This is a genomic window from Salmonella sp. SG203, from assembly GCF_013350575.1.
In the GTDB taxonomy this organism is placed as follows: domain Bacteria; phylum Pseudomonadota; class Gammaproteobacteria; order Enterobacterales; family Enterobacteriaceae; genus Salmonella; species Salmonella enterica.
On sequence record NZ_SNMT01000028.1, the window covers coordinates 1 to 16,467 of the forward strand.

Here is a 16,467-nt window from a genome sequence, read left to right on the forward strand (position 1 = left end):
CAGCAGGCGCAGCAGGGTGGTTTTTCCGGCGCCGTTGCCGCCGGTGACCTGCACCCACTCCCCGGCGTCCACGGTGAACGACAGCCCGCGAAACAGCGTCCTCTCGTCCCGCTCGCAGTGCAGATCTCTGGCTTCAAGCATTCCCACTCATCAACGTCCTGTCAGAAACCTGGTTTAACATCACGCATATCCGGCAGTTTATGCGCGATCCCTTTGTGGCAATCGATACAGGTCTGTCCATCTTTTACCGCCTGATCGTGCATTTTCGCCGCGACGCCTTTTTGCGCGGTCAGATCCATAAAGTCGAAATTGTGGCAGTTACGGCATTCCTGCGAGTTGTTGTCTTTCATGCGCCGCCACTCATTTTGTGCCATTGTCAGGCGATGAGCTTCAAATTTCTGCGGTGTATCTATCAGCCCAAATACCTTCGCATACAGCTCTTTACTGGCTTTGATCTTACGGATCATCTTCGGCCCCCACTCATGCGGCACATGGCAGTCAGGACAGGTGGCGCGAACGCCGCTACGGTTGTTGTAGTGGACGGTTTCCATATACTCCTCATACACCGTGTTGCGCATTTCATGGCAGCTAATACAAAACTCTTCGGTGTTAGCCTTTTCCATTCCGGTATTGAAGCCGCCCCAGAAGATGATGCCGCCGATAAAACCGATTAACAGCAGCGTCCCCAGCGCCAGGCGGCTGGGGCTGCGCCACCATCGCCAGACGCGCTTTATCCAGCCAGGTTTACGGTTAGAATTTTCCATAATGACCTCTTATTTCCCGTAACCTTGCGAGGGGGTAAAGGTATTGTCGATAATCGGCGCGGTATCAGACTGCGGTACGTGGCACTGCAGGCAGAAATAACGACGCGGCGCGACGTTGCCCGACACTTTACCGTCGCTGTCCATAAAGTGCGTCGGACTGATACGCGGCGCGCCCGTCGTACGATAACTTTCCACGCCGTGGCATTGCAGACAGCGGTTGGTATTGGTCGTCACCTGGTAGCCCTCGACGCTGTGCGGGATCATCGGCGGCTGGTTGACGTAATTTAGCGGCATACGCTCCTGCTCTTTCGGCATACGAATCGCCCCTTCCTGCGTCCCGGATACTTCCGGCGACTGGCTCAGATCCACTCCGTTTGCCGCCCAAACCGCACCACTTACCACCAGGGCAAGCGTGGCCATCCATTGACACAGCGCTTTCATCAGGTCATGGCTTTTCATTGTTTCGCTCCCGAACTCCATCGCATTTACACTTCATCCTTCGAGCTGCCTCTTTGTTGGCTGCGCTCCAAAATCCCAGTCACATCGTTATCTATGCTCCTGGAGATTTCCTCGCTTACCGCCGCGATGCATCCCGAATGATGTTGCGTATCGTTATTGTAAAAACATCCTCAGAACAGACATCCACGCAGCGACCGCAGGTCATGCAGTCGCGGTGAGTGACCTGCGCCGGGCTTTGCTCATCCAGCACCGGCGCACGTAGCACATGCGGTTCCGGGCAAACATGAAAACAATCCATACAGCGATTACATTTCTCACGTTTTTTGGCCGTCACGGTCACTACGCCTTTACTGCCCAGCACGCCATACAGCGCGCCCATCGGGCAAATATGGCCGCACCAACCGTGCTCAACGACTAATAAATCAAATAAAAACAAAGCAATAATCAGCAACGCGCCGCTACTAAATCCCATAATCAGACTACGACCTAACAGCGACACGGGATTAATCCATTCCCACAGCAGCGTGCCGGTCAACGCCGAACCGATTAACACCACCACCAGAAGGACGTACCGTATATGGCGTGGAATCGTCGCAGACTGGTTCAGGTCAAATTTCCTGCGCATCCAGTTAGCCAAATCGGTAACGGGGTTTAGCGGGCAAACCCAACTGCAAAATAGTCGCTTTCCCGCCAGCGCATACAGCACAGCGATAATCACTGCTCCCGTCAGCGCCACGGTAGCGGGAAGATGTCCACTGGCGAGACTTTCCAGAGTAATCAGCGGATCGGTCAACGGGAGGGTATCGAACAGCAAACTACTGCTGTAGTTGCCATGCAAAACCCAAAAGCCCAGCCACGGGCCGCTGAGAAACATCCCCAGCACCATAAACTGGCTGATACGGCGTAACACCAGCCAGCGGTGGCTACGCCACCAGCCTTTTTTCGCCAGCGCTTCTCGCCCGGCGTCGCGTTTACGATTTGCCATCTTTCCCCTCCAGCCAGCCGAAGCGGTAATGGTGTCCTAACTCCCCTTTCGCCAATGACAACGGCAACACTTTTATCGCTGGTTGCTCCAGTACGCAGACTTTTTCGCATTTGCCGCAGCCGGTACAGGCGTCGCTGTGTACGGTGGGCAGAAAGCGCGCATGTTTGCCGGTGCGCATGTTGCGATCCAGTTCCAGCGTGATGGCCTCATCGATTTTCGGGCATTCGCGGTAACAAACGTCGCAGCGCAGCCCCTGAAAGTTGAGGCAGTTTTCCTGATCCAGCAGCACCGCCAGCCCCATGCGCGAGTCATCAATGGAGGCGATATCTTTATTCAGCGCCCCGCTGGGGCAGACTTTGGCGCACGGAATGTCTTCACACATTTCGCAGGGGATGTCGCGAGCGACGAAATAGGGCGTGCCTGCCGATAGCCCGGAGGCCAGCGTCGCCAGTTTTAGCGTGTCGTATGGACACGCCTGAACGCACTGCCCGCAGCGCACACAGGCGCTGGCGAAAACATTTTCATTCAGCGCGCCAGGCGGACGCAGCCGCACGCCCGTTGCGCGCGCGGTTTGCTGTTGCAAGCCCAGCGCCACGCCAACCGCCGCCAGCCCGCCCGCAGTGCGCACAACATCACGCAGAAAGCGGCGGCGGCCATTTTGGGGTTTCGCTGTACGGGACATAACGCGTTACACCTTCGCCAGCTTAACGGCGCACTTCTTGAAGTCCGTCTCTTTAGAGAGCGGGTCCGTCGCATCCAGCGTCAGGTTGTTCACTAGCTGAGCGGCATCGAAGAACGGCATATACACCAGTCCCTGCGGCGGACGGTTACGTCCACGCGTTTCGACAATCGAAATCACTTCGCCGCGGCGGGACGACACTTTAACCTTATCCCCACGACGCAGATCGCGCGCTTTCGCATCCAGCGGGTGAATAAAGACCACCGCTTCCGGGAAGGCGCGATGCAATTCAGGCACGCGGCGCGTCATACTGCCGGTATGCCAGTGTTCCAGCACGCGACCGGTGGAAAGCCACAGATCGTACTCGTTGTCCGGCGACTCCGCCGCGGGTTCAAATGGCAGCGCGAAGATCACCGCTTTGCCATCCGGTTTACCGTAGAATTTGTACCCTTCCCCCGCTTTTACATACGGGTCGTTGCCTTCGCTGTAACGCCATTGCGTCTCTTTGCCTTCGACGACCGGCCAGCGCAGACCGCGCGCGTTGTGGTAATCGTCGAACGGCGCCAGATCGTGACCGTGGCCACGTCCAAACCAGGCGTATTCTTCAAACAGCCCTTTTTGCAGATAGAAGCCCAGCTCACGAGACTCATCGTTTAACTGATCCTCTTTCAGCTCGCTCAGCGGGAATTTGCTGACCGCCGGCGTGGCGAACAGAACGTCATACAGAGTTTTACCGCGCAGCTCCGGCTTCTGAGCCAACAACGCCTCCGGCCAGACCTCCTCGGTTTTAAAACGACGGGAAAACTGCACCAGTTGCCAGAGGTCGGATTTGGCTTCGCCCGGCGCTTTAATTTGCTGACGCCAGAACTGCGTGCGGCGTTCGGCGTTGCCGTAAGCGCCTTCTTTCTCAACCCACATGGCGGTCGGCAGGATCAGATCCGCAGACAGCGCGCTCACCGTCGGGTAAGGATCGGAGACAATGATAAAGTTACGCGGATCGCGCCAGCCCGGCATCCGATCTTCATTGATGTTCGGCCCGGCCTGCATATTGTTATTACACATTACCCAGTAGACGTTCAGCTTGCCGTCTTTCAACGCGCGATCCTGCGCCACCGCGTGTAAACCCACTTTTGCCGGGATAGTGCCAGCGGGGATCTGCCAGTGTTTTTCGCAGATATCACGGTGTTTTTCGTTCGTCACGACCATGTCTGCGGGCAGACGGTGTGAGAAGGTTCCCACTTCACGCGCCGTACCGCAGGCGGAAGGCTGGCCGGTCAGCGAGAAAGGACCGCAGCCAGGCTGGGAGATTTTTCCGGTCAGCAGATGGAGGTTGTAAACCAGGTTATTCGCCCACACGCCGCGGGTATGCTGGTTAAAACCCATCGTCCAGTAAGAGATCACGCGCTTATTCGGATCGGCGTAGAGCTGTGCCAACTGTTCCAGTTGATCTTTCGGCACGCCGGTCATTTCAGCGGTCTTGTCCAGCGTATATTCCGCCACGAAGGCTTTATACTCGTCGAAGCTCATCGGCTCGGAAGCGTCGGAGCCCGGATTCTTCGCCGCTTTTTCCAGCGGGTGCGTCGGGCGTAAGCCGTAGCCGATATCCGTCGCCCCTTTACGCAGGTTCACATGCTTTGTGAAGAAATCCTGATTTACCGCGTTGTTCTGAATAATGTAATTCGCGATATAGTTAAGGATCACCAGATCGCTTTGCGGGGTAAAGACAATACCGTTGTCCGCCAGCTCAAAGCTACGGTGCTGGAAGGTGGAGAGGACAGCGACCTTCACATTCGGGTCGGACAAACGGCGGTTAGTGATGCGCGACCATAAAATCGGGTGCATCTCCGCCATGTTGGAACCCCACAGCACAAACGCATCGGCCTGCTCAATATCGTCGTAGCAGCCCATCGGTTCATCCATGCCAAAGGTGCGCATAAAGCCCACCACCGCCGAGGCCATGCAGTGACGCGCGTTCGGGTCAATGTTGTTAGAGCGGAAACCAGCCTTGAACAGTTTCGCGGCGGCATAGCCTTCCCAGATGGTCCATTGACCCGACCCAAACATGCCGATCGCTTCTGGCCCTTTCTCTTTCAGGGAGGTTTTAAACTTCTCCTCCATCACATCGAAGGCCTGTTCCCAGCTCACCGGCGTAAACTCGCCGTCTTTGTGATAGCTGCCGTCTTTCATGCGCAGCATCGGCTGCGTCAGACGATCTTTACCGTACATGATTTTGGGCAGGAAGTAGCCTTTAATGCAGTTCAGACCACGGTTGACCGGCGCGTCGGGGTCGCCCTGGCAGGCGACCACACGGCCCTGCTGCGTTCCCACCAACACACCGCAACCCGTTCCGCAAAAACGGCACGGCGCTTTATCCCATTTGATGGCTTCCTGCTGCCCGACAACGGCGCGGGCGACGCCCGGCACGCTCAGACCGGCAGCCGCCGCAGCGGCCGCAACGGCGTTAGCTTTCATAAAGCTACGACGACTGAGTTTCATGGTGTTTCCTCACCTTGCTCATCCTGCTGGTGATAAACCAGCGACACCGCCAGTACGCCCTCGACATTGCGTACTGACTCAATTGTTTGCATCAGCGTTTCACTCTGGTCTGCTTCCGCCACCACGATCAGTTGCCCGCTTTCAACGTCGCTTAACGCGACTTCGCAACCCGGCAACGTGTTCAACTGTGTGCCAATGGCGGCGATGTTCTGACTTTTGGCCTGCACGACCAGGCTACAGACCTGCCAGTTAGTGCGCATGGTGGTTCTCCGCTTTGATGGCTGACACGGGACAGATAGCCACACACGCCCCGCATCCGTTACAGGCCTGCGAGTCAAGCTGCGGCTGGTAAATGCCGGATAGCGTGGGACGAAAGGTGATGGCCATAGGTTCACAACTGTCCTGGCAACGATGGCATTCAACCGACTGCCTGGCGAGGCAGTTTTCCGTGAGTGTAAAAATCAGATCCCAGGCCCTGGTGTGGCGCGGAAGAAAGAGAGATTCGGGACAGGCCTGCGCACAGGCATAACAAAAGCTGCACTCGCCCCGTTTGAAATCTACGCTCGGATATCCCCCCGTCCCTCGCTGCAGGATGTCGGCCTCACACGCCTGGATGCAGGCGTCGCAACGCAGACAATGTGCGAGAAAATAGGTTGTTTCTCTGGCCCACGGCGGAAGAATCCCATTGCTGGCGTTGCGCCAACTGCCGGTCAACATGCTTCGACGGGATAAATCAACCATGATATCGCCCTTCCATAACGACACGCTTCCATAGGGAGTGAATACCAATAAAAACCGTACAATTTATGAGTAGTTGTTTTTGTAAATAAGATATTTCAGGATGTGTAAGAGATGCATACCCCGATAGAGGTAAATGCTGTTGCCGGATCAAAAGAGTGCCGGGTAAAGACCCGTAAACGTGCTTTTTCTCACATTTCAATGAGTTATATAGATATTTATATAACGAAAACCACTAATAGCTGATAATTTCATTTGCATTATCAATATCAGAATATTCCACTATATAAAAATACGCTATTTTATTAATAATCTTGAAAATATGAGTAAATACAGATTAATAGATAATATGAATGTGTTAATCTGTTGCCCGTGCATACCGAAAACAGCAGAAAGGAAATACTGTGAACAATCAAATGAAGATGTTTGTCCCTGCCGTCGTCTTCGCCGCCCTCGCCAGCGCCTCTGCCTGGGCTAACAATGGCGATACCGCCCAGCCGCTGGAAAAAATCGCCCCCTATCCGCAGGCGGAAAAAGGAATGAAGCGGCAAGTGATAACCCTTACCCCTCAGCAGGATGAATCTACCCTCAAAGTGGAACTGTTGATTGGTCAAACGCTGAATGTGGATTGTAACCAGCATCGCCTCGGCGGCACGCTGGAAACAAAAACGCTGGAAGGCTGGGGCTATGACTATTATGTCTTTGATAACGTCACCTCTCCGGTATCAACCATGATGGCCTGCCCTGAAGGTAAGAAAGAGCAAAAATTCGTCACCGCCTGGCTGGGTGAAGACGGGATGCTGCGCTACAACAGCAAGCTGCCGATCGTGGTGTATACCCCAGCGAATGTGGACGTGAAATACCGCATCTGGAAAGCGGACGCTAACGTACAGAACGCCGTCGCGCGATAATGTTACGCTGCCCGGTCACACTTACCGGGCATCTGAACACGCCGACTCACGCAGCGCTCCGGGGTTCTTTTTAAAACACGTCTGGAGCCCCGCTCGTCCACCGCAAAAAATACCCCGATGCCTGGTGGCGACGCGTAGCATCTTATCAGGCCTACCCGCGTGCGGACGTAGGGCTGCCATCAGGCGGTTCATCCGGCGCCATAGTCCATTACGCAGTACGCGCAACCGCATCACGCGAAGCGGCGTCACGTTCGTCGCCGGTGAGTTCGGTTAGCTGTCCGTTACGCATTTCAAGCAGACGATCGGCGTGAATAAAATAGTGATCATCATGGCTGATGGCGAAAATGGTTTTGCCCATTTCCTGCATTAACGGCAACAGTACCTGATAAAACTCCCGGCGGAAATGCGGGTCCTGATCGGCGGCCCACTCATCCAGCAAAATAATATCGCGCTCTTCCGCCAGCGCCAGCAGCAGCGCAATGCGCTTTTTTTGCCCTTTCGACAGTTTAAGATTCAAAATGCGCCCGTCGTTTAGCTCCAGCTTGTGCGTCATTTTCAGGTGCTCAAGCCACTTTTCGACCAGAGCGGGATTGGCGGGTTTCCCCTGCGGCCCCAGCAGGCGGTCGAATAACCACACATCGGTGAACACCGCAGAAAACAGTTTGCGATAATCTTCCGGCTGTCCGGCGGCAATAGGTTGACCATCAAGTAAAATCGTTCCCGATTGCGGCTGGTATAAACCGGTCAATAACATGGCCAGCGTCGATTTCCCGCTACCGTTGCCGCCAATTAAAAACAGCAGTTCGCCGCGGTGAATCGTCAGGTTGATGGGCCCCACGGAAAACGCGTTATCCTGATAGTGGAAAACCACGTTGCGCAGCTCCAGCGTCTTCCAGTCGGGAAAGGCTTTCGGCTGTGGAAAATCAGGCTTATACGGGGCGAGCGCGAATTTATTCAGTTTATTAAACGCCACCTGGGCGGTCAGTAGCGTTGGCAACGCCCCCACCGCAGACAGCAGCGGCGTGCGCAGGAACAGCAACGTCAGTGAATAGGTCGCCGCGACGTTGGTATCCGCCCAGCCGAGACTATTCGCCATCCAGAAGACCAGGCCTATCGCCCCCAGCATCATGATATTCGACCAGTTGACGGCGCTCAGGTGAAAAGTATCGGCACGGATAATGTGATGACGGTACTCTTTGGCGTCCGGGATATAGCATTGCTGAAAAATCTGCTCCGCACGCTCGCGGTTTAGCGTCAGCTCTTTGCGTCCTTCCAGCACCGTCTGATAGTCGTTGTACAGCTTATCTTCGGTCTCGCGCAGGGTCGCCATATGCTGGTAAACCCGCGCCACCAGCACAAATCCGCCCCAGATAGTGGCCGCCATCCAGATAGCCGTAACCAGCAGCATTTTTGTCGATAGCATCGCCAGATACGCCGCCGAGCCGACGGTGAGGATAATGCCCTGCACCAGCTCAGGCAGACGCACAAAGGCGATAGTAATATTGCGAATATCGCTGGTCAGACCGGCCAGTAAAGAGGCGCTGCCCAGTTGCTCAATGCGTTCAACGTGCGTATCCAGAATGCGCTTGATAAATTCGCTGCGCAGGCGGTAAACGAAATGGTGTCCCAGAGTGGTGAGCGCCAGTTGGGAACCTAATGTGACGACCATTAGTAACAGGAGCAGACCGAGAAATTCCGGCAGCACCATGACGGTGGTGTCCACCGTTTCAATCAGGCGCTGATTGATAAACGCGATCAGGCCAATCCCCAGCGCCGCGCTGGCGAGGCTCAGCGCCATCACGCTAATAAATGGCCAGCGGTACTGCCGCCAGACAAGAATAAGAAGTTCCATGCATACAACCCGGACCGATAATAACAGCCCGCAGTTTAACTAACTCCACCTGCACAGCAATAATAATTCTTATTTTTATTCTTTTTCAGCCGCCTGACGGAAGGTGAGATTGTAACGAAATTCACCGGTCATGGGATGAAAGCCCGCTTTAAGCGGCTGGATACCATGATAAAACAGCCGGGACTCGCCGCCCCAGACCACGATATCGCCATGCTCCAGTAAGATCCGCTGGATCGGGTCGCTGCGACGCAGGCCGCCAAACTGAAAAACCGCCGGCACCCCCAACGAAACTGAGATAATAGGCGCGCGCAGATCCGGCTCGTCTTTATCCTGATGCAGCGACAGTTTTGCGCCAGGCGCGTAGCGATTGATCAGGCAGGCGTCCGGTTGGAAGCTCGCATACCCTGCCGCGATTGCCGCCTGACGACATACGCTGGCAAACGATAACGGCAGCGCAGGCCAGGGTTTATCGGTCAACGGATCGCGCACGGCATAACAATAACCGTGAAGATCGGTGGTCCACCCTAACGCGCCGCAGTTGGTCATCGCCACCGACATGGTGTAGCCGCCCGGCGTCACCATCTGACGAAACGGAGACTGACTGGCGACAAACCCGATATCGTCTAATAGCGACTGCGCCGCGCGAAACGCAAAGCGGCGCAACACCACCGCGCCAGGCGCCAGGGGCTCTTGCCAGGGCGCTTCATCAGCAAACAGATCCAGCATTGCTACTCCTCTTTTTGTGCTTCTCGCTTTAATAGCTGCGCTTTTCGACGCACGCCCCAACGATAACCGGAGAGCGCGCCATCGCGACGCACGACCCGATGACACGGGATCACCATCGCCAGTTTATTCGCGCCGCACGCGCTGGCGACCGCGCGTACTGCCGTGGGTTTGCCGATAGTCGCGGCAAGCTGTTGATAGCTTACGGTTTCGCCGCAGGGAATCGCGCATAACGCCTGCCAGACCTGCTGTTGAAACGCGGTTCCCTGGATATCCAGCGGCAACGAGAGCAGCACATCGCGTGTGTTGATAGCCGCGACAACCTGCCGCACCCGTTGCTGAAAAGGCGCGTCAGCAGGTTCGTGGCGGGCCGCCGGGAAAAGGGTGTGTAATTCAGCCAGTAGCGCGTCGTCGCTATCACCGGGGAGAATCGCGCAAATCCCCCGCTCGCTCTCCGCCACCAGGCACCGTCCGTAAACCCAGTCCGTCAGCGCATAGCGAACGGAGACATTATCGCCGCCTTTGCGAAACTGTTTTGCCGTCATGCCCAGCGTCTGGTCGGCATGACGATAGTAGCTACTGCTATCCGGGAAGCCGGCGCGGTAAATAGCCGCCGTGATCTGCTCTCCTTTCGCCAACGCCTCACGCAGCCGCCGGGCGCGCCACGCCTGCTGCCACCCTTTCGGCGTCATTCCGGTGCTCGCTTTAAACAAACGGTGCAGATGAAACGGACTCATCGCCACCGCCTGCGCCAGAGACGCCAGCGTTACCGGCGTCTCCTGCTCAAGTAAACGGCAGGCGCAGGCAATCTTATCCAACCGCCGTTGCTGCGCGCGCGCATTATCCGGCTGACAGCGCTTGCAGGGGCGAAAACCGGCGTCCAGCGCCTGCTGCGCGTTGGCAAAAAAGCGAACATTTTTACGTAACGCCCGCTTCGAGCGACAAGAAGGGCGGCAAAAAACGCCGGTGGTTCGCACCGCAAAAACGAAACGCCCATCCGCGCTGGCATCGCGCGCCTGCACCCGCAGCCAGCATTCATCATCGGTAAGTAACGCTTTTTTCATCATAGACTCCTTCATTAAGCATAGTGCTTGCTTACATGCAGTGTGTCCGTAAATCCGCCCACAAAAACCCGTAATCTTGCGTTTTAATTCTTATCGCTCACCAGGAACGTTTTGAACTGCGGCGACATCCAGGTTTTAAAGCCTTCACCTTCTTTCATGATCATAAAGACCGCCAGCCCTTCCCGCCGCACGACCTCTTGCGCCTTTTGCGTACCAAGCACCATCAGGCCGGTGTCCCAGCCGTCCGCTTCCAGCGCCGTTGGCGCGATGACCGTAACCGATACCAGGTTGTGTTCAATGGGGCGCCCCGTTTGCGGATCGATAACGTGCGATACGCGCTTGCCATCCAGCTCATAATAGTTACGGTAGCTGCCGGAGGTGCTGATGCCATGCCCGTTGATATCCACAATCGCCTGCACCGCGTTTTCCCGGTCGGTCGGCTTCTGAATCGCGACGCGCCACGGCAGCCCTTGCGCATTCATCCCGCGACTGCTTAATGCGCCGCCCACCGAGACCAGATAACGCGCAATGCCCTCCTGCTCCATCAGACGCGCCAGGTGATCCGCCGCATAGCCCTCCCCGACCGTGGAGAGATCAACATAAAGATCCGGCAGATCTTTTTGCAAAAACTGATGTCCAGCCCTGTCGATAACCTGCAAATGTTGCAGGCCTGTTTTCGCTTTTGCCGCATCGATTTGTGCTGGTGTTGGGATATGCAGCGGCTGCCGATCCGGCCCAAACCCCCACAGATTGACCAGCGGGCCCACGGTGATATCCATCGCGCCATCCGTCTTCGCGCCAATACGCAGCGCCGAGGTCACGATATCCGCCATGGCTTCGCTGACCGGCCAGGGCGCAAGACTGCGTGAATGGTTAAAACGCATCAGCGCGGAGTTATTTTTATAGGTAGAAAGCAACCAATCATCAGCATCAAGCTGAGTCTGGATTTTAGTCTGTAACTCTGCGGCGCGTTTCGCATCGATACCAACCACGCTCACCCGCCAGAGGGTCCCCATCGTTTTACCTTCCAGCACCTGAGCGGCAGGTGACGCTGTTGTCGTTTCGGGAGCCTCATCGCAGCCCATAAGTAAAAAAGCCGCCGCCAGACACACGGCCCGGCAAAAAGTCATTTTCATCGCTGTTTATCCTCATTCGAATGGACGCAAGCGTATATCAAAACGTCGTATTTGTACGCCGGAATAAGGCATGAAAAAAGGGCCCGTAGGCCCTTTAGCAACATCTTTTGCTGATTAGAACTGGTAAACCAGACCCAGCGCTACGATGTCGTCGGTGTTGATGCCCGCATCGCGGGTAAAGTCGTTTTTATCCAGCAGGTTGATTTTGTAATCAACATAGGTGGACATGTTTTTGTTGAAGTAGTAAGTCGCGCCGACATCAACGTATTTTACGATGTCCTGGTCGCCATAACTGGCGCCGTAACCGTTGCTGATGTCCTTACCTTTAGACTGCAGGTAAGCCACAGACGGACGCAGACCAAAGTCGAACTGGTACTGAGCAACCACTTCAAAGTTCTGCGCTTTGTTGGCAAAACCGTAAGAGGTGGACGGGTTGCTGCCGTTAGAGGTACCAAAACGGGTTGCGTTATAGGTCTGAGAATACTGCGCTGCCAGATAGATGTTGTTCGCATCGTATTTCAGGCCGCCGGTGTAAACCGTGGCGCGATCGCCGTTACCATACAGGCGAGCTTCAGCGGTGTTGTTCTGATCAGCAGTACGTTTAGACGTGGTGATAGCGCCACCGACAGAGAAGCCTTCGCCGATTGCATAAGTCAGCGATCCGCCGTAACCGTCGCCGTTCTGGTTCAGCAGGCTGCGACCGTTGGTGTTTTCACCGCTCACGCTGCCGTTTTTGCCCTGATACTGCAACGCGAAGTCCAGACCATCCACCAGACCGAAGAAGTCGGTGTTACGGTAGGTGGCATAGCCGTTACCACGCTGCTGCATAAAGTTGTCAGCGCCGTAGGTGTCGCCGCCGAACTCCGGCAGAACGTCGGTCCAGGAGGTCACGTCATAGGTTACGCCGTAGTTACGACCATAATCGAAGGAACCTGCGTCAGCGAATTTCAGACCCGCAAACGCCACACGCGTCCAGGAGTCGTTGCTGCCTTCAGTCTGGTTGCCCTGAATCTGATATTCCCACTGGCCATAACCGGTCAGCTGATCGTTAACCTGCGTTTCGCCTTTGAAGCCGATACGCATGTAGGTCTGGTCGCCGTCGTTGCCTTTGTCGTCAGAGAAGTAGTGCAGGCCATCAACTTTACCAAACAGGTCTAATTTGTTGCCGTCTTTATTATAAATTTCAGCCGCATTCGCTGCGCCCGCCACCAGCAGAGCTGGTACCAGGAGGGACAGTACTTTAACTTTCATGTTATTAACCCTCTGTTATATGCCTTTATTGCTTTTTTATGCCACTGCTTACTGGTTAACCCTCATTAACCAGTCGGCAAGTCCATTCTCCGCAAAAATACAGAATAATCCAACACGAATATGATACTAAAACTTTTAAGATGTTACAGTTATCTACATAGATGTTTCAAAATATTAATTTTACGGAACTTTTTTAAAGCAAAAATCAAGTAAAAATAAGCACAAATAGACAAAATATATTCACGAAACTTTTAAAATCAACGGGTTAAATTGATGAAATTCATAGCACTGAATGATAAAACAGAATCTTCATTCGCAACTAAAATAGTGACCGCTATCATCATTAACTTTATTTATTACCGTCATTCACTTCTGAATGTCTGTTTACCCCTATTTCAACCGGATGCTTCGCATTCGGTTTTTTTTACCCTTTTTCAGACACACCCGGCTGATTTATGCTACCTGCCTAAAACTATCACGGTTATTCACTACACTCCCCTGCTCGACCGTTCGTAAGACATTAGCAAATAATTTCTTGATATTTAGTGCTAAACATTTATAAGTAGTCTTAATATTTGTACCGTTCTGCGAAGGTTGTACGCTTTTCCCGTCCCGCCGACGGAGCGCGTGTTAAGTTGCCCGGCATGACGTAAGAGTCTGGAAATTCATTCATTACCCTTTATACTGCCCTTCACCTTCAGCGTTGCTTTTACAGGTCGTAAACATAAATGAGTCAGTCTGACACAACGGTCTCTACCCGATTCTCCCTTCTACCGGGAAGCATTACCCGTTTCTTCTTATTGCTGATCATTGTGCTGCTGGTAACGATGGGCGTTATGGTACAGAGCGCCGTCAACGCCTGGTTGAAAGACAAAAGCTATCAAATTGTCGATATCACTCACGCTATTCATAAACGCGTGGACACCTGGCGGTATGTTACCTGGCAAATTTATGACAACATCGCCGCCACCACTACGCCATCGACAGGTGAAGGACTTCAGGAAACGCGTCTGAAACAGGATGTGTATTATCTTGAAAAGCCGCGACGTAAAACTGAAGCGCTGATTTTCGGTTCCCATGACAGCGCCACGCTGGAAATGACGCAGCGTATGTCAACCTATCTGGATACGCTGTGGGGCGCGGAAAACGTGCCGTGGTCAATGTATTATCTCAACGGACAGGATAACAGCCTGATTCTTATCTCTACCCTACCGTTGAAAGATCTCTCTTCCGGCTTTAAAGAGTCCACTATTGGCAATATCGTCGATTCCCGCCGGGCAGAGATGTTGCAGCAGGCGAATGCGCTGGATGAGCGCGAAAGTTTCTCCTCATTGCGAAAACTGGCCTGGCAAAACGGTCACTATTTTACGCTGCGCACGACCTTCAATCAGCCAGGACATCTGGCGACCGTGGTGGCGTTTGATCTGCCCATTAATGATTTAATCCCGCCGGGAATGCCGCTGGACAGTTTTCGGATAGAGCCTGACGCAACCCAGGCGACGGGGCGAAGCAGTGAAAAGGAAGCGCCAGATAGCGTCACGATTAGCTTTAACGGTTCAAAAATTGAGATCTCCTCAGCGCTTAACTCTACCGGAATGCGCCTGATCTGGCAGGTACCGTTCGGTACGCTTTTGCTTGATACGTTGCAAAATATTCTGCTGCCTTTACTGCTGAACATCGGGCTGCTGGCGTTGGCGTTATTTGGCTACGCCACGTTCCGTCATCAGCCGGGACGGTCGACGGAATCGACATCCGGCAACGCGGCGAATAACGAGCTTCGCGTCTTACGCGCCATTAATGAAGAGATCGTTTCTCTGCTGCCGCTGGGTCTGCTGGTCTACGATCAGGAAGGCAACCGCACCGTGATCAGCAATAAAATCGCCGATCATCTGTTGCCGCATCTTAACCTGCAAAATATTACCAGCATGGCGGAACAGCATCAGGGCGTGATTCAGGCGACAATTAATAACGAACTGTATGAGATCCGTCTGTTTCGCAGCCAGATCGCTCCCCGCACGCAGATCTTTATTATTCGCGATCAGGACCGGGAAGTGCTGGTGAATAAGAAGCTTAAACAGGCGCAGCGTTTGTATGAGAAGAATCAGCAGGGTCGCGCCGCCTTTATGCAAAATATCAGCAACACGCTTAAAGAGCCCGTACGCCAACTGGCGGTTAACGCCGCGGCAGTCACCACGCCGGAAAGCCTGAAACTGGCGGATCAGGCGGATGTATTGGTACGTATGATCGATGAAATCCAACTGGCGAATATGCTGGAAAATGACGCATGGAAGAGCGAAGCCACGCTGTTCTCCCTGCAGGATCTTATTGACGAAGTCGTGCCGGAAGTGCTGCCCGCCATTAAGCGTAAAGGGCTGCAACTGCTGATTAATAACCATCTTAGCGGCAACGATGAACGCTGGGGCGATCGCGACGCCCTGCGTCGGATTTTGCTGCTGTTGATTCAGTATGCCGTCACAACGACCGCTATGGGTAAAATTACGCTTGAAGTCGAGCAGGATGAATCTATCGCGGAGCGTCTGACTTTCCGTATTCTGGATACGGGCGAAGGCGTAACGTTAAACGAGATTGATAATCTGCATTTCCCGTATATGAATGAAACGCAGGGCGATCATTACGGCAAAGCGAATCCGCTCACCTTCTGGCTGTGCAATCAACTGGCGCGCAAACTGGGCGGTCATCTCAACATTAAAGCGCGAGAAACGCTGGGCACGCGCTATACCGTTCATGTCAAAATGCTTCCTCACGATCAGCATACTCAGGTCGAAGAGCGCCTGCTGGACGACGTGAGCGTGATGGTCGATGTGACGTCCAACGAGGTTCGCGCGATTGTGCTGCGTCAGTTAGAAAACTGGGGCGCCACCTGCATCACGCCGGATGAAAGGCAGATAAGTCAAGAATATGATCTCTTTTTAACGGATAATCCGTCTAATCTTACTGCCTCGGGCTTGCTTTTAAGCGATGATGAGTCAGGCGTGCGGAAAATTGGCCCGGGTCAGTTGCGCGTCAACTTTAATATGAGCAATGCTATGCAGGAAGCTGTACTACAACTTATCGAAGAGCAGCTGGCGCAGGAAGAGATTCCCGCCTCCCCGCTCGGCGGAGATGAAAATGCCGAGCTTCATGCCAGCGGCTATTATGCGCTATTTGTAGACACAGTACCGGATGATGTTAAGAGGTTGTATACTGAGGCGGCAACCAGCGATTTCGCTGCGCTGGCCCAAACGGCCCACCGCCTGAAAGGGGTGTTTGCCATGCTTAATCTGGTACCCGGCAAGCAGTTATGTGAAACGCTGGAACATCTGATTCGTGAGAAAGATGCTCCAGGTATAGAAAAATATATCAGCGACATTGACGCCTACGTCAAAAGCTTGCTGTAGCAAGGTAGCCC

Annotated in this window: 15 protein-coding genes; 2 read left to right on the plus strand and 13 right to left on the minus strand. The window is 54.1% G+C overall.

The annotated features are described in order from the left end of the window. The 8 genes from HV477_RS24265 to napF all read right to left on the minus strand — a co-directional run. Window positions 1–141: ATP-binding cassette domain-containing protein (locus HV477_RS24265; RefSeq protein ID WP_133308259.1), on the minus strand; the 141-nt coding region annotated here is incomplete at its 3' end. 20 nt (window positions 142–161) lie between these two features. Beyond that, window positions 162–764, minus strand: a complete 603-nt coding sequence (gene napC, locus HV477_RS24270) for a cytochrome c-type protein NapC (RefSeq protein ID WP_000431778.1) — start codon at window positions 762–764, stop codon at window positions 162–164. Between the two features lie 9 nt (window positions 765–773). Continuing rightward, complete coding sequence (gene napB, locus HV477_RS24275; protein ID WP_000835182.1) at window positions 774–1,223, minus strand: nitrate reductase cytochrome c-type subunit; 450 nt, start codon at window positions 1,221–1,223, stop codon at window positions 774–776. Between the two features lie 115 nt (window positions 1,224–1,338). After that, window positions 1,339–2,208, minus strand: coding sequence for a quinol dehydrogenase ferredoxin subunit NapH (gene napH / locus HV477_RS24280; protein WP_052932173.1), 870 nt, complete (start codon window positions 2,206–2,208; stop codon window positions 1,339–1,341). Beyond that, window positions 2,195–2,890 (minus strand): ferredoxin-type protein NapG, encoded by a 696-nt coding sequence (gene napG, locus HV477_RS24285; RefSeq protein ID WP_000091679.1) that lies wholly within the window; start codon window positions 2,888–2,890, stop codon window positions 2,195–2,197. Before napG ends, napH begins: the two co-directional genes overlap by 14 nt. Before the next feature lie 6 nt (window positions 2,891–2,896). Next, on the minus strand, window positions 2,897–5,383 hold the full coding sequence (napA, locus tag HV477_RS24290; RefSeq protein WP_000778097.1) for a nitrate reductase catalytic subunit NapA: 2,487 nt from the start codon (window positions 5,381–5,383) through the stop codon (window positions 2,897–2,899). After that, a complete protein-coding gene (gene napD / locus HV477_RS24295) occupies window positions 5,380–5,643 on the minus strand; it encodes a chaperone NapD (RefSeq protein WP_001260058.1) in 264 nt (87 codons plus the stop codon). The genes napA and napD overlap by 4 nt, the downstream gene beginning before the upstream one ends. Next, entirely contained in the window at window positions 5,633–6,124 is a 492-nt protein-coding gene (gene napF, locus HV477_RS24300) for a ferredoxin-type protein NapF (protein WP_079899019.1), read from the minus strand. Before napF ends, napD begins: the two co-directional genes overlap by 11 nt. 413 nt (window positions 6,125–6,537) lie before the next feature. Between napF and eco the strand changes: the two genes are divergently transcribed. Further along, window positions 6,538–7,032, plus strand: coding sequence for a serine protease inhibitor ecotin (gene eco, locus HV477_RS24305; RefSeq protein WP_000781589.1), 495 nt, complete (start codon window positions 6,538–6,540; stop codon window positions 7,030–7,032). Window positions 7,033–7,240: 208 nt separating this feature from the next. Here the strand turns inward: eco and HV477_RS24310 are convergent, their stop codons facing one another. From HV477_RS24310 to HV477_RS24330, 5 genes are all read right to left on the minus strand, one after another. Further along, window positions 7,241–8,884: a multidrug ABC transporter permease/ATP-binding protein gene (locus HV477_RS24310; RefSeq protein WP_023237740.1), complete on the minus strand. Its 1,644-nt coding sequence runs from the start codon at window positions 8,882–8,884 to the stop codon at window positions 7,241–7,243. A gap of 75 nt (window positions 8,885–8,959) precedes the next feature. After that, window positions 8,960–9,610, minus strand: a complete 651-nt coding sequence (alkB, locus tag HV477_RS24315) for a DNA oxidative demethylase AlkB (protein WP_079899018.1) — start codon at window positions 9,608–9,610, stop codon at window positions 8,960–8,962. 2 nt (window positions 9,611–9,612) lie between these two features. After that, window positions 9,613–10,674: a bifunctional DNA-binding transcriptional regulator/O6-methylguanine-DNA methyltransferase Ada gene (gene ada, locus HV477_RS24320; RefSeq protein ID WP_038393899.1), complete on the minus strand. Its 1,062-nt coding sequence runs from the start codon at window positions 10,672–10,674 to the stop codon at window positions 9,613–9,615. Between the two features lie 80 nt (window positions 10,675–10,754). Next, on the minus strand, window positions 10,755–11,807 hold the full coding sequence (apbE, locus tag HV477_RS24325; RefSeq protein ID WP_023138042.1) for an FAD:protein FMN transferase ApbE: 1,053 nt from the start codon (window positions 11,805–11,807) through the stop codon (window positions 10,755–10,757). Between the two features lie 114 nt (window positions 11,808–11,921). Next, entirely contained in the window at window positions 11,922–13,058 is a 1,137-nt protein-coding gene (locus HV477_RS24330; RefSeq protein ID WP_052932177.1) for a porin OmpC, read from the minus strand. Between the two features lie 728 nt (window positions 13,059–13,786). On the opposite strand from HV477_RS24330, the gene rcsD reads away from it, so the two are divergent. Continuing rightward, window positions 13,787–16,456: a phosphotransferase RcsD gene (gene rcsD / locus HV477_RS24335; RefSeq protein WP_079899017.1), complete on the plus strand. Its 2,670-nt coding sequence runs from the start codon at window positions 13,787–13,789 to the stop codon at window positions 16,454–16,456. The last annotated feature ends 11 nt before the right edge of the window (window positions 16,457–16,467 follow it).